General features: G+C 60.1%; 22 protein-coding genes. 9 read left to right on the top strand and 13 right to left on the bottom strand.

Going from position 1 to position 26,006, the window contains the following annotated elements:
- Window positions 1–7 precede the first annotated feature (7 nt).
- Entirely contained in the window at window positions 8–775 is a 768-nt protein-coding gene (locus AC07S6_RS03635) for an SDR family NAD(P)-dependent oxidoreductase (RefSeq protein WP_198861560.1), read from the bottom strand.
- A gap of 21 nt (window positions 776–796) precedes the next feature.
- Window positions 797–2,446, bottom strand: coding sequence for an AMP-binding protein (locus AC07S6_RS03630; protein WP_495111724.1), 1,650 nt, complete (start codon window positions 2,444–2,446; stop codon window positions 797–799).
- Between the two features lie 375 nt (window positions 2,447–2,821).
- On the opposite strand from AC07S6_RS03630, the gene AC07S6_RS03625 reads away from it, so the two are divergent.
- The 4 genes from AC07S6_RS03625 to AC07S6_RS03610 all read left to right on the top strand — a co-directional run bounded on the left by AC07S6_RS03625 (window position 2,822) and on the right by AC07S6_RS03610 (window position 8,170).
- Window positions 2,822–3,715 (top strand): bestrophin family protein, encoded by an 894-nt coding sequence (locus AC07S6_RS03625; RefSeq protein WP_495111723.1) that lies wholly within the window; start codon window positions 2,822–2,824, stop codon window positions 3,713–3,715.
- Window positions 3,716–3,785: 70 nt separating this feature from the next.
- Entirely contained in the window at window positions 3,786–4,844 is a 1,059-nt protein-coding gene (locus tag AC07S6_RS03620) for a tetratricopeptide repeat protein (RefSeq protein WP_003191245.1), read from the top strand.
- A gap of 156 nt (window positions 4,845–5,000) precedes the next feature.
- A complete protein-coding gene (locus tag AC07S6_RS03615) occupies window positions 5,001–6,500 on the top strand; it encodes an ATPase domain-containing protein (protein WP_034127457.1) in 1,500 nt (499 codons plus the stop codon).
- Window positions 6,500–8,170, top strand: coding sequence for an ATP-binding protein (locus AC07S6_RS03610; protein WP_034127458.1), 1,671 nt, complete (start codon window positions 6,500–6,502; stop codon window positions 8,168–8,170). Before AC07S6_RS03615 ends, AC07S6_RS03610 begins: the two co-directional genes overlap by 1 nt.
- Window positions 8,171–8,233: 63 nt before the next feature.
- Here the strand turns inward: AC07S6_RS03610 and AC07S6_RS03605 are convergent, their stop codons facing one another.
- The 5 genes from AC07S6_RS03605 to AC07S6_RS03585 all read right to left on the bottom strand — a co-directional run bounded on the left by AC07S6_RS03605 (window position 8,234) and on the right by AC07S6_RS03585 (window position 14,801).
- Window positions 8,234–8,611 (bottom strand): response regulator, encoded by a 378-nt coding sequence (locus tag AC07S6_RS03605; RefSeq protein ID WP_032897270.1) that lies wholly within the window; start codon window positions 8,609–8,611, stop codon window positions 8,234–8,236.
- Window positions 8,612–8,689: 78 nt separating this feature from the next.
- The gene (locus AC07S6_RS03600) at window positions 8,690–9,883 is read right to left on the bottom strand and encodes a hybrid sensor histidine kinase/response regulator (protein ID WP_495111722.1); all 1,194 of its coding nucleotides are present in this window, start codon (window positions 9,881–9,883) and stop codon (window positions 8,690–8,692) included.
- The gene (locus AC07S6_RS03595; protein ID WP_054896518.1) at window positions 9,877–10,476 is read right to left on the bottom strand and encodes a chemotaxis protein CheB; all 600 of its coding nucleotides are present in this window, start codon (window positions 10,474–10,476) and stop codon (window positions 9,877–9,879) included. The genes AC07S6_RS03600 and AC07S6_RS03595 overlap by 7 nt, the downstream gene beginning before the upstream one ends.
- The gene (locus AC07S6_RS03590; RefSeq protein ID WP_019817062.1) at window positions 10,473–11,303 is read right to left on the bottom strand and encodes a CheR family methyltransferase; all 831 of its coding nucleotides are present in this window, start codon (window positions 11,301–11,303) and stop codon (window positions 10,473–10,475) included. The genes AC07S6_RS03595 and AC07S6_RS03590 overlap by 4 nt, the downstream gene beginning before the upstream one ends.
- Window positions 11,304–14,801, bottom strand: coding sequence for a response regulator (locus AC07S6_RS03585; RefSeq protein WP_054919026.1), 3,498 nt, complete (start codon window positions 14,799–14,801; stop codon window positions 11,304–11,306). It lies immediately after the preceding gene.
- Window positions 14,802–15,063: 262 nt separating this feature from the next.
- Between AC07S6_RS03585 and AC07S6_RS03580 the strand changes: the two genes are divergently transcribed.
- Window positions 15,064–15,417: a response regulator gene (locus AC07S6_RS03580; RefSeq protein ID WP_034127462.1), complete on the top strand. Its 354-nt coding sequence runs from the start codon at window positions 15,064–15,066 to the stop codon at window positions 15,415–15,417.
- A 114-nt stretch (window positions 15,418–15,531) separates the two neighbouring features.
- The gene (locus AC07S6_RS03575; RefSeq protein ID WP_495111721.1) at window positions 15,532–16,932 is read left to right on the top strand and encodes a DUF1254 domain-containing protein; all 1,401 of its coding nucleotides are present in this window, start codon (window positions 15,532–15,534) and stop codon (window positions 16,930–16,932) included.
- A 54-nt stretch (window positions 16,933–16,986) separates the two neighbouring features.
- Here AC07S6_RS03575 and AC07S6_RS03570 read toward each other — a convergent pair whose 3' ends face one another.
- From AC07S6_RS03570 to AC07S6_RS03550, 5 genes are all read right to left on the bottom strand, one after another.
- Window positions 16,987–17,658: a DUF3313 domain-containing protein gene (locus AC07S6_RS03570; RefSeq protein ID WP_495111720.1), complete on the bottom strand. Its 672-nt coding sequence runs from the start codon at window positions 17,656–17,658 to the stop codon at window positions 16,987–16,989.
- Between the two features lie 116 nt (window positions 17,659–17,774).
- Complete coding sequence (locus tag AC07S6_RS03565; RefSeq protein WP_495111719.1) at window positions 17,775–18,116, bottom strand: hypothetical protein; 342 nt, start codon at window positions 18,114–18,116, stop codon at window positions 17,775–17,777.
- A 105-nt stretch (window positions 18,117–18,221) separates the two neighbouring features.
- On the bottom strand, window positions 18,222–18,764 hold the full coding sequence (gene idi, locus AC07S6_RS03560) for an isopentenyl-diphosphate Delta-isomerase (protein ID WP_080757692.1): 543 nt from the start codon (window positions 18,762–18,764) through the stop codon (window positions 18,222–18,224).
- Window positions 18,765–18,812: 48 nt separating this feature from the next.
- Window positions 18,813–19,610, bottom strand: coding sequence for a class I SAM-dependent methyltransferase (locus tag AC07S6_RS03555; RefSeq protein ID WP_495111718.1), 798 nt, complete (start codon window positions 19,608–19,610; stop codon window positions 18,813–18,815).
- A complete protein-coding gene (locus tag AC07S6_RS03550; protein ID WP_495111717.1) occupies window positions 19,607–21,832 on the bottom strand; it encodes a cytochrome P450 in 2,226 nt (741 codons plus the stop codon). Before AC07S6_RS03550 ends, AC07S6_RS03555 begins: the two co-directional genes overlap by 4 nt.
- A gap of 357 nt (window positions 21,833–22,189) precedes the next feature.
- Between AC07S6_RS03550 and AC07S6_RS03545 the strand changes: the two genes are divergently transcribed.
- Window positions 22,190–22,882: an aspartate/glutamate racemase family protein gene (locus AC07S6_RS03545; protein ID WP_495111716.1), complete on the top strand. Its 693-nt coding sequence runs from the start codon at window positions 22,190–22,192 to the stop codon at window positions 22,880–22,882.
- Between the two features lie 430 nt (window positions 22,883–23,312).
- Here the strand turns inward: AC07S6_RS03545 and AC07S6_RS03540 are convergent, their stop codons facing one another.
- Window positions 23,313–23,825 (bottom strand): GNAT family N-acetyltransferase, encoded by a 513-nt coding sequence (locus AC07S6_RS03540; protein WP_197883668.1) that lies wholly within the window; start codon window positions 23,823–23,825, stop codon window positions 23,313–23,315.
- 227 nt (window positions 23,826–24,052) lie between these two features.
- Between AC07S6_RS03540 and AC07S6_RS03535 the strand changes: the two genes are divergently transcribed.
- Window positions 24,053–25,024, top strand: a complete 972-nt coding sequence (locus AC07S6_RS03535) for a helix-turn-helix transcriptional regulator (RefSeq protein ID WP_495111715.1) — start codon at window positions 24,053–24,055, stop codon at window positions 25,022–25,024.
- A 99-nt stretch (window positions 25,025–25,123) separates the two neighbouring features.
- On the top strand, window positions 25,124–25,996 hold the full coding sequence (locus AC07S6_RS03530) for a transporter (protein ID WP_495111714.1): 873 nt from the start codon (window positions 25,124–25,126) through the stop codon (window positions 25,994–25,996).
- The last annotated feature ends 10 nt before the right edge of the window (window positions 25,997–26,006 follow it).

Below are 26,006 nucleotides of genomic sequence, written 5' to 3'. Positions count from 1 at the left end.
TTGCTCCTTATTTGGCGGCCATGCGCAAGGCACCGTCGAGACGGATCACCTCGCCATTGAGCATGCTGTTTTCAATGATGTGGCGTACCAGCGCGGCATATTCAGCAGGTTTGCCCAAGCGTGGCGGAAACGGCACGCCAGCAGCCAGGGAGTCGCGCACCTCCGGGGTCATGCCGGCCATCATCGGGGTTTCGAAAATGCCCGGTGCAATGGTCATCACGCGGATACCAAAGCGCGCCAGTTCCCGTGCGGCAGGCAAGGTGAGGCTGGCGATCGCGCCCTTGGACGCTGCGTACGCAGCCTGGCCGATCTGCCCATCGAATGCCGCCACCGAGGCGGTATTGATGATAACGCCGCGCTCGCCGTCGGCATTCGCCTCGGTTTCAGCGATAGCCGCAGCGGCCAGGCGCAGCAGGTTGAAGCTGCCAACCAGGTTGACGTTGATCACCTGGGCGAAGCTTGCCAGGCCGTGCGGGCCATTCTTGCCGAGGATCTTCTCGCCACGCACCACGCCCGCGCAGTTGACCAGGCCATGCAAGCCACCAAAGGCCTCGACCGCTGCCTTCACCGCCGCTTCTGCAGCGGCTTCCTGGCTGATGTCTGCTACGGCACTGCGGGCGTTGTCGCCCAGTTGCTCGGCCTTGGCGGCCACAGCGTCAGCGTTCAAGTCCACCAGCATCACCTTGGCACCTGCGGCGACCAGCATTTCAGCCGTGGCCGCGCCGAGACCCGACGCGCCGCCGCTGACCAGGAATACCTTGTTTTCAATCTGCATCGTTGTTTCCTTTTAAAGGGATCAAGCCACGGCCGTCTGGGCCTTGGCTATTTCCTGATTGCGCAAAATAAAGCGTTGCAGCTTGCCGCTCGGGGTCTTGGGCAAGTCGCTGACAAATTCGATTTCCCGCGGGTACGCATGGGCGGCCAGGCGCTGACGCACATGCAGGCGCAACTCTTCAGCCAGCTCCGGGGTGGCACGGTATTGCTCACTGATCACCACAAAGGCTTTGACCAGCTCAGTGCGCTCCGGGCAAGGCTTGCCGACCACGGCAGCCTCGACCACCGCAGGGTGTTCCACCAACGCGCTTTCCACATCGAAAGGGCCCACGCGGTAGCCGGATGTAGTGATCACGTCGTCGCTGCGCCCGACAAAGCTGATGCTGCCGTCCGGGTTCAGCTCCACGGTGTCGCCGCTGAGGTAATACTTGCCGACGAACGCCTTGGTTTTCACGCCGTCGTACCCGGCAAACCAGCACATAGGCGATTGCTCGCGGTCGATGGCAAGGATGCCGGGTTGGCCGGCTGGCAGCTCCTGATGGTTGTCATCCAGCACCACGATGCGATGCCCTGGCGAGGCAAAACCCGCCGAGCCGACATGCACCGGATGCGCCAAACCATGGTGATTGCACAGCACCATGCCCAGCTCGGTCTGGCCGTAATGGTCGTGGATGGTCACGCCAAGGTTGTCGGCGAACCAGCGGATCACCTCCGGGTTCAATGGCTCGCCGGCGCTGCTGACGATGCGCAGCTTGCCCTTGATCGAACGGGCGAACTGTTCGCCACCGGCAATCAACAGCCGATACGCCGTGGGCGAACCGGTCAGGTTGGTGATCGCGTATTTATTGATGACCCGGCAGGTGCTTTCCAGGGTGAACGGGCCATCGTAGAAGGTGATCGGGTGCCCCATGGACAACGGCCCGGTCACGCCGAAATAGATGCCATAGGCCCAGCCAGGGTCGGCAACGTTCCAGAATGCGTCCTCGGGGCGCAAGTCCACGGCGTCGCGCATGTAGCCCTGGAACGCGACGATGGCCTTGAGCGGTACCGACAGCGCCTTGGACGGGCCGGTGGTGCCGGAGGTGAACATCAGCAGGAACGGCTCCTCTGCGCCCAGCAGCACCGGCTCGCAGTGAGAAGAGTAGCTGGGCAGTTCGGCCCAGAAGCTGTAGTCGCCCCGCACGATACCTTCGCCCTTGGCCCCGGCAACCGTGACGATGGTCGGGCAGTCGGCGACTTCCGCCAGCTTGGGACGGTTCACTGCATCGGTGACCACCAGCGCTGCGCCCGAGCTGTTCAAGCGATGTTCAATTGCCTTGGGTCCGAACGCGGTAAACAGCGGCTGATAGACCGCGCCGATGCGCCACGTCGCCAGCACGACCACCAACAATTCGGCAGTGCGAGGCAACAGGCCCGCCACCTTGTCACCGCGCTTGACGCCCTGGGCCAGCAGGAAGTTGGCGAAACGTGCAGCCTGCTCCTGCAGTTCGGTAAAGGTAGAGGTGGCGCTGCGCCCGTCCTTGCCCTCCCAGAACAACGCGATGCGCCCCGGCAGCGCGTGACGGTCACAGCATTCAACACAGGCATTGAGCGCCTGCAGATTGCCGGCCAGTGCGGCGTCGACGGTATGCTGGTAATCAAACTCGGTGGTGGCAGCCAAATACTCACGCATCGCTTCCTATCCTTCTGTGTTTTTATTTTCAGGACGTTTACAACTCGATAAACCGCTGAAATAGTCGCTCCAGAGCGGCGCAGCGGCAATGGTCAAAGCCTTCAACTTGGCTGACTGGTTTGGCCAGTCCGTAGCGAAACGCGGGGGCTTTTTCGCTTTTCTGTGGGAGCGGGCTTGCCCGCGAAGGCGGTGGGTCAGTCACCCCGACTGTCACTGCACCGCCGCTTTCGCAGGCAAGCCAGCTCCCACAGGATTATGTTCTGCCGGCTCCCACGTCAGTCATTGAGTCGACTGATCAGACGGTCGATCCAAGTGATTGGACGCGATGCATAGCAGCTTCTAATCTGACAGCCTGCTCCGCCACAGAAGCCCTCCATGATCGTTCGCCCTAAACCCAACGTCCTGGGTATCCTGTTCTCCCTCAAAGGCTCCATTGCCAAGCGCATTGCCTGGCGCAGCCTGCTGGTCACGCTGTTGGCCTCGGTCATCGTGCTGGTGGAAACCCTGCACCCCGCCTATTTTTCCAAGGTCAACGCTACGCCCTTCACCTTGTTGGGTCTGTCACTGTCGATCTTCATGAGTTTTCGCAACAACGCCTGCTACGACCGTTGGTGGGAGGGCCGCAAGCAACTGGGGCAAATGGTCATTGACGTGCGCTCGCTGATTCGCGAGACCCAGGTGCTGGGGGACACCGCCGAGCGTGCTGGCCTGCTGCGCGGCCTGTGCGGTTTTGCCCATGGCTTGGTCGCGCATTTGCGCCATGAAGATCAAGCCCCGGCGATAAACCCTTGGATCAGCGTGCCAGCGGGCCACCCCAACCTGCCGGACAGCGTGCTGCAAACGGTCGGTGCGCGCTTTTCGGTCCTGGCACAACAGGGCATGATCAGCGAATGGCGCTACGCCCAACTGGAAGGCCGGCTAGTCAGCCTGAGCCAGGTGCAGGCGGCATGCGAGCGCATCAAGACCACGCCACTGCCCTTTCCCTACACCCTGCTGTTGCACCGCACCATTTACCTGTTTTGCATCTTGCTGCCATTCGCCATGGCCGAGCCACTTGGCTGGTTGACGCCAGTGTTCACCGCGATTGTCAGCTACACCTTCTTCGGCCTGGATGCGATTGGCGATGAATTGGAAGACCCTTTCGGCTTCGACGAAAACGACTTGCCGTGTGATGCCATCCTGCGGACATTGGAGCGCGAGATCCTCGCCGCCTTGGGTGAAGTCAACCTGCCGCCAGCGTTGGAGCCAGCGGACTACGTGCTGACCTGACGCGGGTTTGACACTCGCCTCGCACTGACCGAAGCTTGGAACTTTGCTGCCCAAGCTTTCGGACGCCTGCATGTCAAAGTCACGCCGTTACTCCATCATCGGCCTGTGCGCCCTGTTGTTGATCGTACTGATCACCTGGTTTTTCTCCCGTACCCCGGCCGTGGCCGTCCCACCGGCCATCGCCCATGGCTATTCCAAGGCCTTGAAGCAGGCGCATAACGGCGAGCCCGGCGCCGCACGTGTGTTGTACCAACAGTTGGGCCGGCCGGACCTGTCGCCCGAGCGCCGCGCCGCCTTGCATGCTGAGCTGCCCAATTACCCCAGCCCCCAGGCGCTGAAGCTGGCCGATAAAGACCTCGCCAATGAGTCGGCGCTGGTGCGCGAAGCCGCGATTCACAGCATCGTCGGCCTGGTGCCCACTGGCCAACGCACCTTACTGCTCGGCCCGGTGCTGGACGATCCGGAACAATCGGTGCGCTTTGCCGCCGCCAACGCCTTGCTCGGCCTGTCGCCCGATACCCTGGGTTTGTACTTTGGCCCACTGCAGCAGGTGCTCGACGAATTCGTGACAACGCTGAAGGCCCAGCCCGAAACGGCTGAAGGCTGGATTCAATTGGCGCGCCTGTACATCCACAGCGCCCTGCTGCCGGAGGCGCAAAACGCCCTGGAGCAGGCAATGCGCTTGCAGCCGGACAACCTGCAAGCGGTGGTATCGCAAATCGAACTGCTGGACAAGCAAGGCAAGACCGACGAGTCGCGCCAACTGCTGGCCCGGCAACTGGCGGCGCATCCGGAGTCGGCCTACCTGCAACATGCCTTGGGCATGTGGCTGTTGCACCATGGCGAGCGCCCCTACGCCCTGCTCGGCCTGTCCAAGGCGGTGGAGCTTGCGCCAGACAACCCGGATTATCGCTATGACCTGGCCACCACCCTGCACGCCCAGGACGAAGTAGAGGCGGCCCAGCGCCAGCTGGAAGAAATCGTCCAGCGGCATCCCGCCAATCGCAAAGCCCGCGTGTTGCTGGTCAATTACTGGAAAGAGACCGGGCAGTTGCAGAACGTTCAGGTGCTGCTCGCCCAACTGGAGCAACAGAACCCGGATGATCCGGCGCTACAACAGGGCCTCTGATAGGCGATCAGCTCAGCACCGCAAAAACGTGTAAAGCGACCTCTCTTCGTACAATTCATCCAAAACGTTGAACCGCTAGTGGCCACTACGGTCAAGTGAATATGGCGCGTCCCAGTCGGCGTGCCCCTCTACTTGTACGTGACCTGAGGGCACTTCTTGAGTACATCCAAACAGCTGTTGAGTGAAAAGGCGGCCACCGGCGTCGAAGGTCTTGATGACATTCTTGCCGGGGGGCTATCGCGAAGCCACGTGTTTTTGCTCGAAGGCGAACCCGGCACCGGTAAAACCACCGTGGCCTTGCATTTTCTGCGGGCCGGTGCGCAGAACGGCGAACGTTGCTTATATATCACCCTGTCCGAAACCGAGCACGAACTGCGCCAGGGTGCCAAATCCCACGGCTGGGACTTGGATGAGCATATTCATATCTTCGAGCTGACCCCTCCGGAAAGCCTGCTCAACGCCGATCACCAGCAAAGTCTGCTGTATTCCTCCGACCTGGAACTGGGTGAAGCCACCCGCCAGATCTTTGAAGTGGTAGAACGGGTCAAGCCGACCCGCGTGGTGGTCGACAGCCTGTCTGAGATCCGCCTTCTGGCGCAAAGCTCCTTGCGCTATCGCCGGCAGATCCTGGCGATCAAGCACTACTTCGTACGCTATGACGCCACCGTACTGCTGCTGGACGACCTGACCACCGAGTCACTGGATAAAACCGTGCACAGCGTGGCCCACGGCGTGATTCGCCTGGAAGAACTGACCCCCACCTACGGTGCCGAGCGTCGGCGTATCCGCGTAGTGAAATACCGTGGCCAGAAATACCGTGGCGGCTTTCATGATTTCACCATCATGGGCGACGGCATTCACGTGTTCCCGCGCCTGGTAGCGGCCGAGCATCGCGGTGGTTATAACCGTCAAACGTTGAGCAGTGGCATTGAGGAGTTGGACTCTTTGCTCGGCGGTGGTATCGAGACCGGCTCCAGCAGCCTGATTCTCGGCCCGGCGGGCACCGGCAAGTCGCTGATCTCGATGATCTTCGCCGCCGCCGCCGTGGCGCGAGGCGAAAAGGCTGCGCTGTTTATCTTCGATGAAGAACTGGGCCTGCTGTTCGAGCGCATGAAAAACATGGGCATTGATCTCGCCGCGCTACGGGACACCGGCAACCTGCTGATCGAACAGGTAGACGCCGCTGAACTCTCCCCCGGCGAATTTTCGCACCGGGTTCGTCGCTGCGTGGATGAGCGCGGCATCAAGACGGTGGTCATCGACAGTATCAACGGCTACCAGGCCGCAATGCCTGAAGAAAACGCGTTGATCCTGCATATGCATGAGCTGTTGCTGTACCTCAACCGCCGCGGTGCTGCGACCTTCATGACGGTGGCCCAGCACGGCCTGGTGGGCGACATGCAGACCCCGGTCGACATCACCTACCTGGCTGACACCGTGATCCTGCTGCGTTACTTCGAGGCTCTGGGCAAAGTTCGCCGGGCCATTTCGATCATCAAGAAAAGGACTGGCTCCCATGAGTCGACTATCCGCGAATATCGCATCGGCAGCCGTGGCATGACCGTGGGTGTTCCCCTGGATAACTTCCAGGGTGTGCTGCGCGGCATTCCAACCTATATGGGCGCCGGCTCCCCTCTGCTCAAGGATGAGGGCTAGTGCCGGCCCTCTCCCCCATCTCCGAGCGCGCCATCGTGCTGGCGCCCATGGGCCGCGATGGTTCATTGGCGCTGATGATGCTTAACGAAGCCGGCTACAGCGGGATCGTCGCCAGCAACCTGGGGCAAGTGTGCGAAGAACTGGCGCAAGGCGCCGGCCTGCTCATCATTGCCGCCGAGGCGCTGCGTGGCGTAGACCTTGAACCACTGCTCGAGCAATTGCACCAGCAGCCGGCGTGGTCCGACCTGCCGATCGTACTGATGACCCATCATGGCGGCAAAGAGCAGAACGGCTCCACCCGGCTCAGTGGCTTACTGGGCAACGTGACGTTTCTGGAGCGGCCTTTCCACCCCATTACCCTGATCAGCCTGGTGAGCGCCGCGCTGCGCGGCCGGCGCCGCCAATACGAAGCACGGGACCGGTTGATTGACTTGAGCGAGAGTGAACTGCGGCTGCAGCGCACCCTGGAAACGCTTGAGCAGCAAGTGGAAGAACGCACGGCTCAACTGCGCCACAACGAAGAGGCTTTGCGCCAGTCGCAGAAAATGGAAGCCGTCGGACAGTTGACCGGCGGCATTGCCCATGACTTCAACAATATGCTCACGGGCATTATCGGCAGCCTGGAACTGCTGCGCAGGCGGGTATCCCGAGGCAAGCTGGATGACCTGGACAGCCTGATCGACCTGGGTGTGACCTCCGCCAATCGCGCGGCCAGCCTCACACACCGGTTGCTGGCGTTTTCGCGCCGACAGTCGCTTGACTCCAAGCCCGTGCAGATCAATCAACTGGTGGCAGCCATGGGCGAGTTGCTGCAACGCAGCATCAACGAAAGCATCAGCCTGGACATGCGTCTGAGCGATGCCCTGTGGACCGCCGAAGCCGACCCGAACCAGCTCGAAAGCGCCTTGCTCAACCTGGTGATCAACGCGCGCGACGCCATGCCCACGGGTGGCACGCTAACCGTGGAGACCACCAATCGCCACCTCGACAGTGTCTTTACCGCCGCCTACGGCACCTTGACCCCGGGCGACTACGTAGAGCTGAGTGTCAGCGACAACGGTTGCGGCATACCGCAACATCTGATGGGCCGGGTGTTCGATCCGTTTTTTACCACCAAACCCATCGGCCAAGGCACCGGTCTTGGGTTGTCGATGATCTACGGCTTCGCTCGTCAGTCTCGTGGGCATGTGACCATCCACAGCGAAGTCAACCAAGGCACGACGGTCAGCCTGTTTCTGCCGCGCTTCATCGGTGAGCCCCAGGCACAGGCGCCGCTCAACCCGACACTGCTGCCGTTTGCCAATGCTGGGGAAACGGTGTTGATTGTCGAGGATGACCCCGCGGTTCGGGTGCTGGTCAGCGCTGTGCTCAAAGAACTGGGGTATGGGTTTATCGAGGCTGGGGATGCGAATACGGCGGTGCCGATCATTGAATCCGAACAGCGCATCGACCTGATGATCAGCGATGTCGGCCTACCCGGCATGAACGGTCGGCAACTGGCGGAAATCGGCCGGCAGATTCGTCCTCAACTCAAGGTATTGTTCATCACCGGCTATGCCGAGCACGCCGCCGTGCGAGGGGGGTTCCTGGATCCTGGCATGCAGTTGATCACCAAGCCGTTTACCTTCGATTTGTTGACCGCCAAGGTCCGAGAAATGATCAGGGCCTAGGGCGGTCACGCCACTTGATAAAAGGAAAACGTCGAGATGCGCAGGGTCTCAAGTTGTGGGGTATTACGCCAATAAACGCTGGATATGCTCCTGCAGCGTATCCAGATCGAACGGCTTGGCCAGGATCGGCGCATTGCGCGTGATGGGGCTGTGGCAGTCCAGAATTTCCTGCGGGTACCCGCTGATAAAGATCACCTTCAGCTCCGGACGCAATTTGATTGCCGGCTCGGCAATCTGCACGCCCGAGATCCCACCCGGCAGGCGGTAATCGGTGACCATCAAGTCCAGGTGCGGTTTGGTCGCAAGGATTTCGAAGGCCTGCTCCCCGTCGATCGCCTTCAAGACCCGGTAGCCCAAGCCTGCCAGGTACTCGCCCAGCACAAACATAATGGATTCGTCGTCCTCGACGATCAGTACGACATCTTGTGCATCTTCACTCATGGGAAGCCTTTGTCCGGTCAATTGCTGCAGTTACGACCATGGGGTCACGCAGAGGTTGCGTCGGGGTGACGATTGATTTCACTCGGCCACTTCCAAAGGCAGGCATACCCGGAACAGGGCGCCCTCACCTATCTGACTCTCGACCTCAATCGTGCCGCCATGGGCCGCCACGATCTGCTCGGAAATAAACAGGCCCAGGCCCAGGCCGGCTGCGGAATGGTTGGCCGAAACCCGTTCGAACTGTTGGAAAATACGCTTCTGGTTCTCCTCGCTGATACCAATGCCATGGTCGCGTACCTCTACCCGCGCTTCGCCATGCTCGGTATACACCCGCACCTGCACCGGGCTCTTGGCTCCGTAGCGCAGGGCGTTGGTCAGCAGGTTGGTGATCACCTGCTCGATACGGAACTCATCCCAACAGCCTTCCACCGGGCTTTCGGCCTGCAATTGCATGGACGACTCGGCGGCTGCCACTTGCGGCGCGAAGTTATCCACCAGGTTGCGTACCAGTTGCGCCAGATCGATGCGTGCCGGGCGAATCGACAGCTTGCCGGTACGGATACGCGACACGTCGAGCATGTCCTCGATCAGGCGGATCAAGCTCTGGATCTGGCGCTCATCGCGGTCAACCATGGCGCGCATTTTGTCCAGGGTAAACGCCGCGGCGTTGTCCCGGGCCAGGTGCATCTTGCGCAGTTGGGTCTCCAGAATCAGCCCGTTGAGGGGCGTACGCACTTCGTGGGCGACAATCGACATGAAGTCGTCACGCATGCGCACCGCCTGTTCCAGCTCGGCCTGGGTGGCCTGCAGGCGCGTGAGCAACAGCTCCTGCTCACGGCGGCTGCGCTCCAGCTCTTCAACTTGCAGCTTCATCGCCTTGCTTTGGCGATACAGGTCGACGAACACATTGACCTTGCTCTTGACCGCATGGATATCCAGCGGCTTGTGCAGGAAGTCCACCGCGCCGCTTTCATAGCCCTTGAAGGCGTAGTTGAGTTCGCGGCCAGCGGCGCTGACGAACACGATGGGGATGTTCTTGGTCTTTTCGGTGCCGCGCATCAGTTCGGCCAGTTCGAAACCGTTCATGCCAGGCATCTGCACGTCGAGGATCGCCATGGCGAATTCATGTTCCAGCAACAGGGACAACGCCTCGTCGGCACTCAATGCCTTGAAGACCTGGCGATCCTCACGCTTGATCAGCGCCTCGAGGGCCAGCAGGTTTTCCGGCAGATCGTCGACGATCAGCAGTTTGGCCTGGACAGTACTTAACATGGGAAGGGTTCCAGGGAAGCCAGCAATGAGCCGATTCGGCTCAAGGAAAGAATATGGTCAGGTGTATGCAAGGCCAGGGCCGCCAGGGGCATGACGGCAATGCGTGCCTCTTGTGGGTCCTGCACGATGGTAATGCCACCCGATTGCTTGACGTGGGCCAGCCCGCTTGCGCCGTCCTGGTTGGCGCCAGTCAACAAAATGGCGAGCAGGCGCGGCCCATACACATCGGCCGCCGAGGAAAACAGGTAGTCGATGGCGGGTCTGGAATGGTGCACCCGGTCTTCCTGGCTCAGGGACAGGCTGCGGTCCTGCTCTACCGACAGGTGATAACCGGGCCCGGCAAAGTACAAGGTGCCCGCCTCCAGCGCTTCTTTGTCCCTGGCCTCCTTGACCGGGATGTTCAGGCGCCGGGCAAAGACTTCTGCCAGTTGGCTGCGGCGCTCGTCCGGCAGGTGCAGCACGGCAATGATCGGCAGCGCGAAGGTGCTCGGCAACTGGCCGAAAATACTCAGCAACGCCTCTACGCCGCCGGCGGACGCGCCGACGACGATGGCTTCGATCCCCGAAATCGGGGTGTCTGGCGCGTCGCTCATGATTTCCGGTAAATCCGTTCCTGCTTGACCAAGGGCTCGAATTGCTTGCTGTAGGCGGAAAAATCCAGGGTTTCCTTGCTGCCCAGCACCAAAAAGCCGCGATGACACAGCGACTCATGAAACAAGCCAAACGCTCGATCTTGCAATTTTTTATTGAAATAAATCAATACGTTACGACATGAAATTAATTGAGTTTCTGAGAATACGCTGTCGGTTGCCAGGCTGTGGTCGGCAAAGGTCACGTTCTCGCGCAATGTCTTGTCGAAGATCGCGTAATCGTAAGCCGCTGTGTAGTAGTCGGCAAATGAACGTTGCCCGCCGGCCTGCTGATAATTGGCGGTGTAGGCGCGCACGTTCTCCAGGGAAAAGATGCCCTGCTTGGCTTTATCCAGCGACGCGGGGTTGATGTCCGTGGCGTAGATGATGGTGCGTTCCAGCAAGCCTTCTTCACGCAGCAGGATGGCCATGGAGTACACCTCCTCGCCCGTGCTGCAGCCGGCAATCCAGATCTTGATCGACGGGTAGGTCTTGAGCAGCGGCACGACTTCCTGGCGAATCGCGAGGAAGTGCGACGGGTCGCGAAACATCTCGCTCACCGGAATGGTCAAGAATTGCAGCAACTGCATGAACGCGGCCGGGTCGTGCAACACGCGCTCTTGCAGTGCGGAAATGGTCGCGCAGTCGAACTGACGCAAGGCATGGGCCACACGGCGTTTGACCGACGCGCCCGAGTAGTCGCGAAAGTCATAGCTGTACTTGAGGTAAATCGCCTCGATCAACAGGCGCAGCTCAATATCGCTGCTCTTATCCAAGAAACACTGCTCCACTTAAATGCGTTCCATCTTCGGTAGCCATACGCGAATCAGTGAGAACAGGCGGTCCAGGTCAATCGGCTTGGCCAGGTAATCGTTTGAGCCTGCTGCCAGGCAACGTTCCTGATCGTCCTTCATGGCCTTGGCCGTCACGGCAATGATTGGCAGTTTTTTCCAGCGTGGGTCCTGGCGGATCAAGGCGGTGGCCTCGTAACCGTCCATCTCCGGCATCATCACGTCCATCAGCACCAGGTCGATATCGTCCACTTCATTGAGCTTGTCGATGGCTTCCTGGCCGTTACGCCCGATCACCACCACAGCGCCTTTGTGCTCCAGGGCGCTGGTCAGGGCGAAGATATTGCGTACGTCGTCGTCCACCAGCAGGATCTTGCGCCCCTCGAAGACCTTATCGCGGCTGCGGGCAGTCTTGAGCATCTTCTGACGGTCATGGGACAACTGGGATTCGACTTTGTGCAGAAACAGCGTGACTTCATCCAGTAGACGCTCGGGCGAGCGCGCACCTTTGATGATGATCGAGCGTGAATACTTGCGCAGTTCGGCCTCTTCATCCCGGGTCAGGTTACGCCCGGTGTAGACGATTACTGGCGGGAACGAGCAGATGTCCTCGGTGGCCATACGCTTGAGCAGCTCGTTGCCGAGCATGTCCGGCAGCTTGAGGTCGATGATCATGCAGTCGTAGATAGTGGTGCGCAGCAGGTCGAGGGCTTCCTGGGCAAAGCCTACGGCGGTGATCTCGATGTCATCGTCGCCGATCAGGCGGGCAATGCTGTCGCGCTGCAGGTCATCGTCTTCCACCAGCAGGATGCGCTTGACCTTCTGGGTCAACTTGGCTTCCAGGCGCGCAAACACGTCCTTGAGCTCTTCGCGGGTAGTGGGCTTGACGGCATAACCGATGGCGCCCATGTGCATGGCGGCTTCGACGCGGTCTTCCACGGAAATCACATGCACGGGGATATGGCGCGTGTTGGCGTGTTCCTTGAGGCGTTGCAGCACGGTCAGCCCGGAATGGTCTGGCAGGCGCATGTCCAGCAGGATCGCGTCGGGGATGTACTGCTCGGCAAGGCTATAGCCCTCGTCGGCACCGTGGGCTACCAGGCAGTGGTAACCCAGTTCGTGAGCGAGGTCGAACAGGATTCGCGCAAAATTCGGCTCGTCTTCCACCACCAGGATGCAGCGGGTGCTGAACGGTGCTTTTTCTCGGTCGTCGGCAAAGCGTGGGATCAGCTTGGCGTCGGCCACCGGCAATGGCGACACCTTGACGGGCGCCGGTGCCGGCGCGACCACCACTTGGCGGGGAGGCTCGATCGGCGCTGCGTCCTCGTCGCGTTCGACGTACTGTTCAGGCAGTACAAGCGTGAAAATACTGCCTTTGCCCGGTTCGCTGGTCACACTGATATAGCCGCCCAGCAAGGTGGCCAGGTCACGGGAAATCGACAAGCCCAGGCCAGTACCGCCGTAACGGCGATTGGTGGTGCCGTCGGCCTGACGGAAGGCTTCGAAGATGCTTTCCTGTTGATCCGGGGCGATACCTATGCCGGAATCGCGCACGGTAAAGGCAATGCCCTCCCCTGGCGCGCGGGACACCGACAGGCTGACCTCGCCCTGTTCGGTGAACTTGATGGCGTTGGACAACAGGTTCTTGAGGATCTGCTCCAGGCGTTGGCGATCAGTAAACAGCAGGGTTGGCGAGCCTTGCTGCACGTCCACCTGGAAGCCCAGTTTGCGGTCCATTGCCAGCGGCTCGAACATGCCGCGCAGGCCATCCACCAGGCGTTCGACGCTAGCGTTTTCCGGGCGCACTTCCAGCTTGCCGGCTTCGACCTTGGAAATATCCAGGATGTCGTTGATCAGGTTGAGCAAGTCATTGCCGGCTGAATAGATCGATTCGGCAAACTTGACCTGCTCGGCGCTGAGGTTTTCCTGGGGGTTATCTGCCAGCAGTTTGGCCAGGATCAGCGAGCTGTTCAGCGGTGTGCGCAGCTCGTGAGACATGTTGGCAAGGAATTCGGACTTGTACTTGCTGGAACGCTGCAGCTCATCGGCGCGGTCTTCCAGCTCCAGTTGGGCCTGGTTCAGCTCGATGTTCTTGCGGTCCATGGCGTCGCGCTGTTCGGCCAGGGTCTGGGTCTGTTCGGCGAGTTGCTCGTTGGTCTGCTCCAGCTCAGCCTGCTGGGTTTCCAGGTGGGCCTGGGATTCCTTGAGGATGCGCGACTGTTCTTCCAGCTCTTCGTTGGCGGTCTTGAGCTCTTCCTGCTGTACTTGCAGTTCTTCGTTGAGCTGCTGGGTCTCGGCCAGCACTTCCTGCAAGCGCTGGCGATAGCGCGCGGCTTCGATGGAGGTGCCGATATTGCCGGCGATCAGTTCCAGCAGTTCGATATCACGCTCATCCAGCGGGCGCAGGAAACCCAGCTCGACCACGCCATTGACACGGTCATCATCGCTGGTTGGCACCACCAATACGCTGCGGGCGGCCCCTTCACCGAGGCCGGAACTGACCTTGAAGTAATCCACCGGCACATCGTCCAGGCGAATCAGGCGATCGCGCTGGGCGGCCTGCCCGACGATGCCTTCGTCGCTGTAGATCGACTGTTCCTGTTGTTCCTGCTCGCGGGAGAAGCCATACGTGGCCACACGCTTGAGGCCGCCGTGTTCTTCGCGCACGTACAGCGCCGCGACGGCCGAGCCCATGTACTGGGCGAAGAACTGCAGGATATTGCGTCCCAGCATGTTCAGGGTCAGTTGGCCCAGCACTTGCTCGGCCAGCTCGGTCTGGCCATTGCGCAGCCAGGCGGTTTGCTCCAGGCGCCGTGCAATCTTCTGTTGTGACGCGAGGTTTGCGCTGTAACTCTTTGAAAGTGAAATTAAATTCTTCCTGCCGATGTAGGCCAGAAAACCACTCAGCCCCAGTACAAACGCCAGGTACAACGTGACACTGATCACCGTCGTGCGGGTAACCTCTGCGTTACGGGTGATACGGAACTGTTGTTCCATCGCCACCGCGTCCTCATATTCCTTGCGAATTTCATCGGTGAGCCGCTTGCCCCGGCCCGCCTTGACCGCGCCCCGGTAATCACCGCTGTTGCGCTGCAGCTCAATCATCGACTGTGCGTAGTTGTTCCATTCGGTTTGCAAGGTTTCCAAGCGCTTAAGTCGGTCGACCTGCTGCGGGTTGTCGGCCACAAGATCCTGCAAATTGCGCAGGTCGGCAATGATCCGCGGCTTGGCCACTTCGTACGGATCAAGGAAGTGCTCGTCACCGGTGATCAGGAACCCGCGCATACCCGTTTCCAGGTCAACCGTCAGTTTGGACGTCTCATTGAGGTTGTTAATGACGCGGTCGGTGTGCTCCACCCACTGGATCACCGAGAGCAAATAGGTAATCAGGCAGACGAAAAACACCGCGCTGAGCACGCCCACGCCCAAGGGCAGGGCCACGTTTCGGCTCAGCAAGGTACGAAAGCTTTTTTCATCGACGGACGACGCGGGTGTCATGGGCATGCCTTGGCCAAATGCGGGAAAACCGCAAGTTTGCCCGAATAACATCGCTCAACGCTATGTTTGTGCGTTGATTGGCAGCGAATGCGGTCAAGCGCATGGCGCCGGTACCTTTGTGAGTCATTACGCAAGCTGACGGGACTTTTTGCCTCGCTAAGGTCACAATGCCAGCAATTGCTTCGGAACTTGCTGGCATTGTTATCACTCCCAATCTAGTTGCCTTTAAGCCCAGCGCTCTCACTGTTCAGGAAAGTTCACTATGTCCCACACCTCCACCATCCTTGTAGTCGAAGACGACGCCATCGTGCGCATGCTGATCGTCGATGTCCTCGAAGAGTTGGAGTTCAAGGTGCTCGAAGCCGCGGATGCTGGGGAAGCACTGGCGCAGGTGCAAAATACCGACCAGATCATCGACCTGATGATGACCGACGTTGGCCTGCCCGACATGGACGGCAAACAACTGGCAACCAAGGTCCGCGAACTGCGCGCTACCCTGCCTATCCTGTTTGCCAGCGGCTATGCCGAAAACATTGATGTACCTGACGGCATGCAGGTGATTGGCAAGCCGTTTTCGATCGATCAGTTGCGTGACAAAGTCAAATCCATGCTCTAACGCCCCTTCCCCATGGTCCTTTGCAGAGATTAACGTGACGACCGGCCAATAAAACAGGAAACTCAGCGCCTTCACGCCACGCTCTCAGATAGCACTCAGGAAGGACGCAACAACATGATTGGAAAACCGACGCGCCTGCTGTTGGCGAGCCTCTCGATACTCATGAGCTCCGGCGCCTGGGCTGACTTCACCGCAAGCCCCAGCGAAGCCAGGGCCATTGCCAAGGAAGCCTACTTGTACGGCTTCCCGGTGGTGCAGATGTACAAGACGCTCTACACCCAGGCCGTTGATAAAGGCGGTGCCCACTTCAAGGCGCCGTTCAACCGTATCGAAAACAGCGCCCAGGTGCTCACCCCCAAGGACAACGCAGTTACCACTCCGAACGTCGACACACCGTACTCGTTCGTGTGGATGGACCTGCGCAAAGAGCCGCTGGTGCTGACCCTGCCCAAGATTGAAGACAACCGCTATTACTCGGTGCAGTTGATCGACCTCTATACGCAGAATTTCGCCTACCTGGGCACCCGCAGTACCGGCAATAACGGCGGGCACTACATGATCGCCGGGCCAGACTGGAAAGGTCAGCAGCCGGTGGACATCGACCGTGTGGTCTACAGCGAAAGCAACGTCGCCTACGCCCTTTACCGCACTCAACTGTTTGACGACAAAGACCTGAGCAAGATCAAGCAGATCCAGAGCGGCTACAAGGTGCAGGCGCTGAGCAGTTATGTGAAGCAACCCGCCCCCGCCAACGTGCCGAAGATCCAATGGCCCAAGCCGATGGCGACGATGACCGAAGGCCCGCAGCTGTTTCGCTACCTGAACTTCATGCTGGCCTTTGCCGCGCCCCAGGACAGTGAAAAAGACCTGCTGGCGCGCTTTGCCAGGATCGGTATTGCGCCGGGCGCGCCGTTCAAAGTCAACCAGTTGACCGCCGAGCAGCGCAAGGCCCTGGAAGACGGCATCGCCGATGGCCGCGCTGAATTCGCCGCATTCAAGAAGGCCAAGGTCGACACCCACCAAGTAACCGGCGCAGACCTGTACGGCAGCCGCGATCACCTGCAAAACAACTACCTGTACCGCTACGCCGGTGCCGAGCTGGGGATGTTCGGCAACTCCAGTGATGAAGCCGCGCACTTGAGCTACGTCATTGACAGCGAGGGCAAGCCGGCCAATGGTGCACGCCACAGCTACACCGTGCATTTTGCCAAGGATCAGTTGCCGCCGGCTGATGCGTTCTGGTCGCTGACGATGTATGACGCAAAGACCAAATTGCTGGTGCCGAATCACAAGAAGCGCTACCTGATCAACTCGCAGATGCTGCCGACCCTCAAGCTCGATGCCGATGGTGGCTTGACCCTGGCGCTGCAGCACCACGAACCTCCCAAGGCTGAGCAGAGCAACTGGTTGCCGGCCCCACCCGGCCCGTTTTACGCGGTCTTGCGCATTTACCTGCCCAAGCCTGAAGTTGGCAGCGGCCAGTGGAAGCTACCAGCGTTGACGCCGCTTAAATAAGCTCGGCGAATAAAAAAGCGCGACGGGCGATGACCCGCCGCGCTTTTTTTTGACTCAGTGTTTTTTCAGTTTCACGTAGGACTGGTGCAGGTCCGACGCCCAACCGTCGATGACGCTTTTCACATCGTCGGCCTTCATCACTTGGGAGTCATTAGCCAACGGCTTGCCAGTACCTTTGCGCACCACTTGGGCCAGCACTTTATGAGTGGCGCCATCGAGGAACTGCGCCTCGGTGCCCAGGGTGGTTTCCTGGTCGCGAATGCCGGTGCCCGTGCTCACTGCCGCAGCCACCAGGGCGACGGGAATAAACTCATATGGCTTGAGACTCTCGGTCTTGCTGCTCACGGCGGTAATCGCCGCTCTCACAACAATTACCCCTGGGCCTGGGGCATTGGCCACGGGCAGTGACTGAGCCAGCTCGCGCTTGAGCGCCTGGTTGTAATAGTCATTGATGCCCCGCAACGTGCTCTCGGGAATTCGGGAAGTGGCCTGGGGCTTGGGATAAAACTGAGTGGGTTCGATGTAGACCGCAGTGTAGCGACTCAGGTCCAGCTCTGGATCAACCCAGCGCATCACCTCAGCCCCCGACGGTGACTTGGCTTCCTTGAGCTGACTGTAGTTGGAAAGAAACCCTGAATACTCATCCGGCTGCACCACCTTGCTGGCGCAACCGGCCATGCCTAGCGAGGCAACACACAGTGTGCTGACCATTAGCCTTAGTTTCATCAATTAAACTCCCTGGCGACCACTATCGTAAGAGTGAGTGGTAGGTATAGCACCTTATTAACGCCAGAGAAGGCGAAGGAGGTCGCCTCCCTCGCCACAGGTTATTGTCGTCTGTTCTAGCTCTGATTGGCCGCCGTCGTCCCTGGAAAATATGACACGGCTGAACGATGAACCGCGCGCTTGTTAACGTAGGCGCCGTAATCGACGTGCCACTCCTTCGACTTGGGTAGTTGGCTCTTATCCAACTTCACCTCCATGGGTTCATTCAGGCGGTCTTGTTGCAAGGTCAGGTAGACGGCAATGCCCTTGCCCAGAGGCGTACGCACGAAGAACACGACTTCTTGTCCTGCATCAACGTCAGGAATCGCTGGCGCGGTAAGGGTGATCGTGTTTTCGTTCTCGGTAATTTCAGCAGCTGGCAAATCATCGAAGCTAAGAAACTCGTATGCATTTGACATTTGGCAATCCTCGTCATCCAGGTGGACCAAGGCTGCAACACGCAGGCTTGGCCCACCTATTAACGGCTGTGGGATGCGCGTCGTCTACTGTCATAAACAACAGGTCTATACGTGCTTGGAGGGTATGTCGAACTCGGGATGTTCTGCTAGAAGACGCGGCCACTGCATTGCAAACCAGGGCGTAAATAACGCCTGACTCTGTGCAAGTTGGGCGGATATGTCGGCTCGGGTCTGCCACTTGACCTCGCTGACTTCGTCGGCAGCGGGAGAAACTTCAGCGTCCGTTTGAGCAACCAGCACATGGCAGAGTTCGTGTTCCGCACCGACAGATCCGAAGCGCGCGTGGTACTCAAAGCTGTACAGAGAGCGGCAGGAAGCCCAGACGCCTAACTCTTCGTGTAGACGACGGGACGCCGCCTCCAGAATAGTCTCGCCAGGGGCAGGATGACTGCAGCAAGCATTCGACCAAAAACCAGGCCAAAGCATTTTACCTGCCGCACGACGCTGAACCAGATGACGGCCACTGCTGTCGATCAAATGCACTGAAAAAGCGCGATGAAGCCGTCCGTTCCCCAGGTGTGCATCGCGTTTGCCACACACTCCGATCGGTCTATCTTGCGCATCAACTAACACTACATCATGGGTCATTGTGTATGTTCCTAAGTGCAATGATGTGCGCCCCCGCACAGTATCAAGCTAGAGGACGCGTCCCCAGGCACTGACTAACGTCAAGGCGGCGTCGGTGAACGTTGGATCGGCACGCAGCATGGCCATGGCATCCAGCTCTGCCTGGGTGAGTAACCCAAGTTCCAACAATGCAGGCCCTGCCTGCGCGGTGGTTGCCGCCCAGAAGGCATCTGCCGGGCTGTTGTCGCCGATTCGGCCTTCGAGGGTGCGATGCCCCACGTTGACAAGCCCCCGGTCACGTAGCCGATCAGGCAGCCGATCGGCCCAGAACATGTCAGACCCGATGGACTGCTCCAACAGTGTGATTCCGGCCTGGGCTACTTTGCGCAGCAACGGGTTCGTCGTTCTGAGGCTCGGTTGCAGGCTCACATCTTCGATCACCAACCAGCCTCCGGGACGTAACCAAGTGGCGGCTCGCGTCACTATCTCCTCGCGGTCGGTGAGGTGACACAGCAACGCCCGGGCGTGCACCACGTCAAACGATTCGGCAGGAAAATCATCGGTCGTGACATTGTGGGTCATCACCTTGATGCCGGGGATATCGACCAGGAAGCGGGTATCGATATCCGTGGCGGTAACCGTTGCGTCGGGATATCGCTGGCTCAACCAGCCGGCAAGCGATCCGGCACCGGCGCCCAGATCAAGGATGGCGGGCGCGTCCGGCAGATCCAATCGTTCAAAAACCTTATGGCTTAACGGGTCAAAGGCGCGCTCCAGGGTTTGCAACCTCGCCAATTGGCCTGCGTGTTGGTCCGCGAGATAGCTGCGGGTGTAGCCGGGTTGCTCTGTGGAAACAGATGTGGTCAAAGCACGACCTCCAATTGATCAGGGCAGCGATTGAGAAACCCGCGCTCTTCGGGCTTGAACCCCGGAGCCCAGCGCAGGTTGGGAAAGGTCTGCAGCAGCATGCGCGCACCGATCGTGATCTCCATCCGGGCGAGCATGGAGCCCAGGCAGAAGTGGCGCCCCGCTCCGAAAGCGAAATGGCTGGTCGCCTGTTCGGCGCGCAACATATTGAAGGTGTCCGGGTCGCTGAACCGGGCCGGATCACGGTTGGCTGAACCGATCAGGCAGGCCAGGGTTGCGCCACCCGGAATTGTTCCCGAGGGCAGTTGCAGCGGTTCAGTCGCCTCTCGCAGCACAAGTTGCAAAGGCGGGTTGCGTCGCAGGGTTTCGGTGAGGGCGTTGTCCATCAGTGCTGGATCAGCGATTACCGCCTCTTTCACGCCAGGTTCGCTCAACAGGTTGACAATCAGATTCGCCAGGGCGCCGTGACTGGTCTCGCTGCCTGCCGTCATCAGGATCGCGCAATAGGACCGTACAAAAGACTCGGACAATGGCTGGTCGTCAATGCGTGCCGCCAGGAGTTGTGAAATCAAGTCGTCCTTGGGTTCTACACGCCGAGCGTCGATGTAGGGCTGGATAAAGTCGTAGAAGCTGTCTCGGTTGGATAACCCTCCGGTCAACAGTGCTGGGTCCTGACGATAGTTGCCCATGTACGCGAAGCCGATGGCGCACCAACGCTTGAGCCGCTCCACCTCCTCTCGTGTGTGTGCCGGGAGGCCCAATGCATGAGCCATCACTCGCACCGGCAGCGCAGCGGTGAAATCGGCAATCAGGTCGACCTGAGGCCGGCCCTGCATACGCGCCAGCAAGTCTGCGGTCACTGCGGTGACAGACGCTTCGAGCGCCACCAGCGCCTTGCTGCGAAACGACGGGGTGAGCAATGCTCGGTGCTGGGCATGTTCGCAGCCGTCCATGGTCACAATGGTATGCCCCAGCAGCGGCCCAATCTGCCAGGTGTAGTTGCGATTGCTTGCCCCTGGGTGGGTCAGCGCGGCTTTGACATCCACATGCCGACTGACCAGCCACACATCGGTGGGCTCGTCGTACGCGATCGGAAGTGTGGTGCGTAAACGCTCATACAAGGGGTACGGGTCGATTTCGAACTGGCGGGACTTGAGGGTCGGCGGAGTCAGCGCCAGGTCCACTTGTCGGCTGTGCTGTACCGCGCAGCCATCGGCCTGTAGGTGATAGCGCGAAACGCTGCGATGCCAGTCCCCCGCCGCCCGGACAACCTGACGCAACCGGTCCGGATCGGTCGCAGCGCACGGCGGGTAATGGGCATGCTCGGTAGCGGCTGCCGTGAATTGAGCAACTGCCGTGTTGACCATCTGATGGGCTGCTTCTATCGCGCCAGGCCAGTCCAGGCCGGCGGTGTGCGCGAGTATCGACACCAGATTGAAGCGCTCGCCACACACCACATCTTTGGCAACCGAGTGGATATCGTTCGTCCACGCAATGATATCGGCAGCGTGCTTACGCAACCTGCTCCATGTTTCCACCTGCGCAGGATGCTCGTGCGGGTCCAGGGCTTCGGCACCATCGATCAGATCAAAAAAGAACAGGGCGCCGAAGGAATCCCGGCGCAACGGCAGATACTCAGCCAGGGCGAGCGCCGTATTGGTTTCTCGCATGCGTACCTGCGCCGCCTGCGCGCGCAGATGCTGGATCAAGTGCCCCGCCAGCCTCTGCCGCCAAGGCCCGCTGCCCCAACGCTGGGTCTCGGGCCACAAGTCGTCGACCAGAACAGCCAGCATCGGGTCCTCGAACCGGTCGCGTTCACCTGACGGCACAGCATCGCCGCTGTCGGTCAACGCCTGCACGGCGGCGATGAAATGCTCCAGCGCGCCGTTTTCCGCCCAGGGTCCGTCATCAATACGGTCATCCAGCGTAAGCGCCCACAGGTACCAGCACACCAGAGTCTGCGCTCGGTGCGTGGGCGCCCGCCCGCACAATGCTATTCCCAGGTCGAGCAGTGCCGTGGTGGTCAACCGATGCGCGCCACGCCTGCCGATCAAACCGTATCGCTGCGCCCAAGCAAGCGCATGCGCACGCAGCCGTTCAGTGTCGGCACGCGGCGGTGCAACGGCGAAAGGTAGCTGGATATCGGGAATCGTGAGCGGCGCCGGTGACGAATGACTGTTGTGGCGGGTATCGGTGTCGCCTTCACAGTGTTGCGGTGCCATGAAAAGCTCCTCTGGAATCAAACTTTCAGTAGGGCTGACCTTATTTGAAATCAAAAACTCTGGATGTGAGAGGTATCCGAAGGTCACTCGGCAATGGCGGTCTTTCGGCGTAGGGGAAAACGGAGCGTCGCCATCATGAGCGCTCAGGAACTGTTCGGTCGTTCGTGCTGATTAAATATGGGGTTTTCAGCAAAATATACTGTCACTTCTCACAGGTATGGACGAGTCGCCCAACACCGAACAATGACGGATCACCCACGCTTCTTGAACTGCTCCGGTGAATGGGTCGGCAACTGCGTATGACTTATCAGCCTCGAGTGGATAAGGTGAAGGCTCATCCTTTTTCAGGAGCACCCTATGCGCACCATCGGCCTTATCGGCGGCATGAGCTGGGAGTCCAGCGCTGAGTATTACCGCCTTATAAACCAGCGCGTGCGCGACCTTCTTGGCCCGCTGCGCTCGGCGCAAGTGTTGATGTACAGCGTGGATTTCGGCCCGGTGGAACAGGCTCAGCATGCCGGGCGTTGGGACGATGCCGCGCTGATCCTGGAAGATGCCGCACGGCGCTTGCAGGCCGGGGGCGCTGATTGTGTGGTGCTGTGTACCAACACCATGCACTTGGTGGCACCGCGTATTGAGGCGGCGGTGTCGATCCCCTTCCTGCATATTGCTGATGCCACGGCGGCGGCGGCTCTGGAGGCCGGGACCCTGACGGTAGGCTTGCTGGGTACCGCATTCACCATGGGGCAGGACTTCCTCAAGTCCCGCCTTGCCGCCCAGGGGCTCAACGTGCTGGTGCCAGACGCGGATGAACGCCAGGAGGTGCACCGAATCATCTATGAAGAACTGTGCGTGGGCATCATCAGTGACGCGTCACGCCAGGTGTATCAGCGGGTGATACAGGCACTCGCTGCACAAGGCGCCCAGGCGATCATCCTCGGCTGCACGGAAATCTGCCTGCTAGTCCAGCCCGAACACAGCGCCCTGCCGCTGCTGGACACCACCGCGCTGCATGCGCAGGCGGCGGTGGGGTTTGCCTTAGAGGCTTAGGTATCGACACAACTTTGTGGTCCTTACCTGAATAACGGGTATGTACTCGGTCTGATCCAACATCCTGGCGGGCTGTCAGACCGCTTTCGCGGGCAAGCCCGCTCCCACAGGGGATCTGTACCAGACGCTGATTCTGTGGGTAATGCATGACCCGTGTGGGAGCTGGCTTGCCTGCGATAGCGGTGGTTCAGTTGTAGATTCAGTGACTGACACTCCGCCTTCGCGCGCTTGCCCTAATGCCAGTCAGTTAAGAGCTAGAGCAGACAACCAGTGACTTGTGGCGAGGGAGCTTGCTCCCGCTGGACTGCGTAGCAGTCCCATTTTTGGGGCCGCTTCGCGCCCCAGCGGGAGCAAGCTCCCTCGCCACAGTTACCGATTCTGTATTAACTGACTGGCATTGGGGCAAGCCAGCTCCCACAGTTTTACAGGATCAAGCCGACGTGCGCAGGCGCGCCATGCTCAGGGTGTCGACAAACATACCGTCGCGCAGGGCGTAATCGCGCAGCCGCCCTTCCACTTCGAAGCCGAACTTGCGGTACAGGTTGTGCGCAGGCTCGTTGTCCGCGTAAACAGTCAGCTCCACACGGCGCAGGTTCATCCAGTTGTCAGCCACCTCCAGCGCAGCCTTCAACAGCCGCGAACCTACGCCCTTGCCCTGCCAGGCGGGCGCCACGCCCATACCCAACGAGCCAACGTGGCTCTGGCGGACACGCAGATATTGCTCAAGCCCCAGTTGGCCAATCACCTCACCGCCCTGCACCGCCACCAGTTGCAGGCGCCGCTCGTTATCCATCACCAGGCGCTTGCGCCACATCTCAACAGACTGAAAAGGCATTTGCAGCACCTGACGACAAACAGCCGGTTCGTTGTAGAGCGCGGCGACGCCCTCCAGGTGGGCCTCGGTAAAACGCTGGATCACGATAGACGGTTCAGGTGGGTGCATTGCATTTCATCCTTTGAAAGACAAGTGGCGGGCCAGTGTAGAGGCTAAGCGCGTGGCTGACGAGCCGGGAGTTTTCCCACCGGCCGACCAGCACCATCCTGCATCTGAACGATGGCGATCCATATGCGCAGCGCCGATACTCTGCCCAGGCCCTGCCCCGTCAACCCGACGCTTCGGCCTTCACCCTGTGACGAGAACAACAAAAAAAGTCCCACAGAGGAACACCCATGAGCCGTTTTGATCACTCGGGCCTGTTACAGGCCTTCAGCACCCTGACCCTGGACCTGCAACGGCTGGCCCAACATCAGGACATCGAACACTTCCAGCGCCATGCCCTGGCACGCGTCAGCCAATTGCTGGCCTTCGACAGTGCCTGGTGGGGACGCTCGGCTGTCATCAACGGTCTGCCGCAAGAGCACAACAGCTACCTCTATCAGTTGCCACCCGACTACCTGGCGGACTGGCAGTCGATCCGCCATCTGGACGTTACCGTTGCACGGGTGCATGCCTCGCCTGGCGAGGCAGTAATTATCGATATGCGCGACCCCGCCAACGGCAGCGCCTTGAATTGGTTGGGGCAACGCCACGGCCTGGGTGAATTGCTGTGTGTGATCCATATCGACCCGCAAACCCACCTCAGTCATCACCTGACGCTCTACCGCCAGCCCACTGCGCCCGCGTTCAACGCGCAGGATTGCCAGTTGCTCAATAACCTGATGCTGCATCTGGTGGCGGCGGTCTCGGCAAACCAGATCCGCACCTTGGTGGCCATGCGCGAAACCCTGGCCAGCCCGCGCAATCTGGCCCTGGCGGTGTGCGACCCACGGGGCGTGTTGCAATGCGCCGAGCGCGGTTTTGTCGACCTGCTGCTCAGCGAATGGCCGCAATGGCGTGGCCCCACCCTGCCGGTGTTGCTGGATGAGCGCGGGCATGACGGCAAGCGCATTCATATCCAGGCGTCACCGGTGGGCGACCAATTGCTGTTGGCCGCACGCCTCAACCGCGCCCTGCCCCAGCTCAGCCCACGGGAAAACGACGTAGCCCAAGGGTTTGGCGAGGGCAAGACCTACAAGGAAGTGGCCCGCGACCTTGGCCTCTCACCCAACACCGTGCGTCACCATATTCGCGTCATCTACGCCAAGCTCGGCGTCAAGGACAAGGCGCGCATAGCGCACCTGGTGCACGCCCCGCCCGACTGACCCTGCCCGCTTCTCCCACGGTTTTGCCACGGTCGTTTTTTACGGTCACGGGCTGCTGTTGCCCATTTTCCGGCCTCCTCTGACACGAGACGCTTCGCCATGACTTCAACGCGCCTACGTAACCTGACAGTGCTGTGCGCCAGCCTGTTCAGCCTCGACAGCCAGGCTGCCGACCTCAACGCCCGCGATTTTTTCGCCGCCCCACCGGGCACCCGCCTGGGTGTGCTGTACCTGCCCGCCACCCGTGCCAGCGATTTCCATGGCCCCGCCGACAGCACCGGCAAGGCCGACCTCAGGGTCAACGCCGTGGCCTACCGTCAGGTGTATTTCACCGACGCCTGCGGCACGTTGTGCACGCCGCAATTCATCCTGCCCTTTGCCGACATCAGCGCACGCCTTCCCGGCGCCAACCAGCGCAGCCGCGAGCGCGGCCTGGGCGATCCACAGGTGGGCGGCACGCTGTTTTTCGTCAACGACCCGGCTTCGCGCACTTACAGCGGCTTGTTGAGTCTGATCACTGTGCCGATAGGTGAGTACCACAGCCAAAACCCGGACGTGTCCCCCGGTGCCAATCGCTGGGGCGCCACCTTTGTCTACAACTACACCCACGGTATCGGTGAGAAATGGGTGCTGGAAGCCAACCTGGAAGCCCAGCTCTATGGCCGCAATGACGATTACTTCGGCAGCGAACTCAAGCAAACCCCGCTGTATCGCCTGCAGGCTTTTGCCTCGTATGACTTCAGCGCCGCCACTTACGGCGCATTGCGCCTGATCCAGGCTGACGGTGGCGCCCTGCGCCTCAACAACCGTCGCCTCGACGATACCCACAAGCGCTACACCCAAGTCGGCTTCGAACTCGGGCACTGGCTCGACCGGCAGAACCAACTGATGGTCAGCCTTTCGCAACACGTTGCGGCTTCCAATGGTTATGCCGGCACCGAAGCGCTGTTGCGCCTCGTGCATGTGTTCTGACCCCTTTCCC

The organism is Pseudomonas sp. GW821-FHT07B01 (assembly GCF_059419065.1).
Note: the sequence above shows the minus strand (reverse complement) of the source record. Positions and strands in the feature narration are given on the sequence as shown.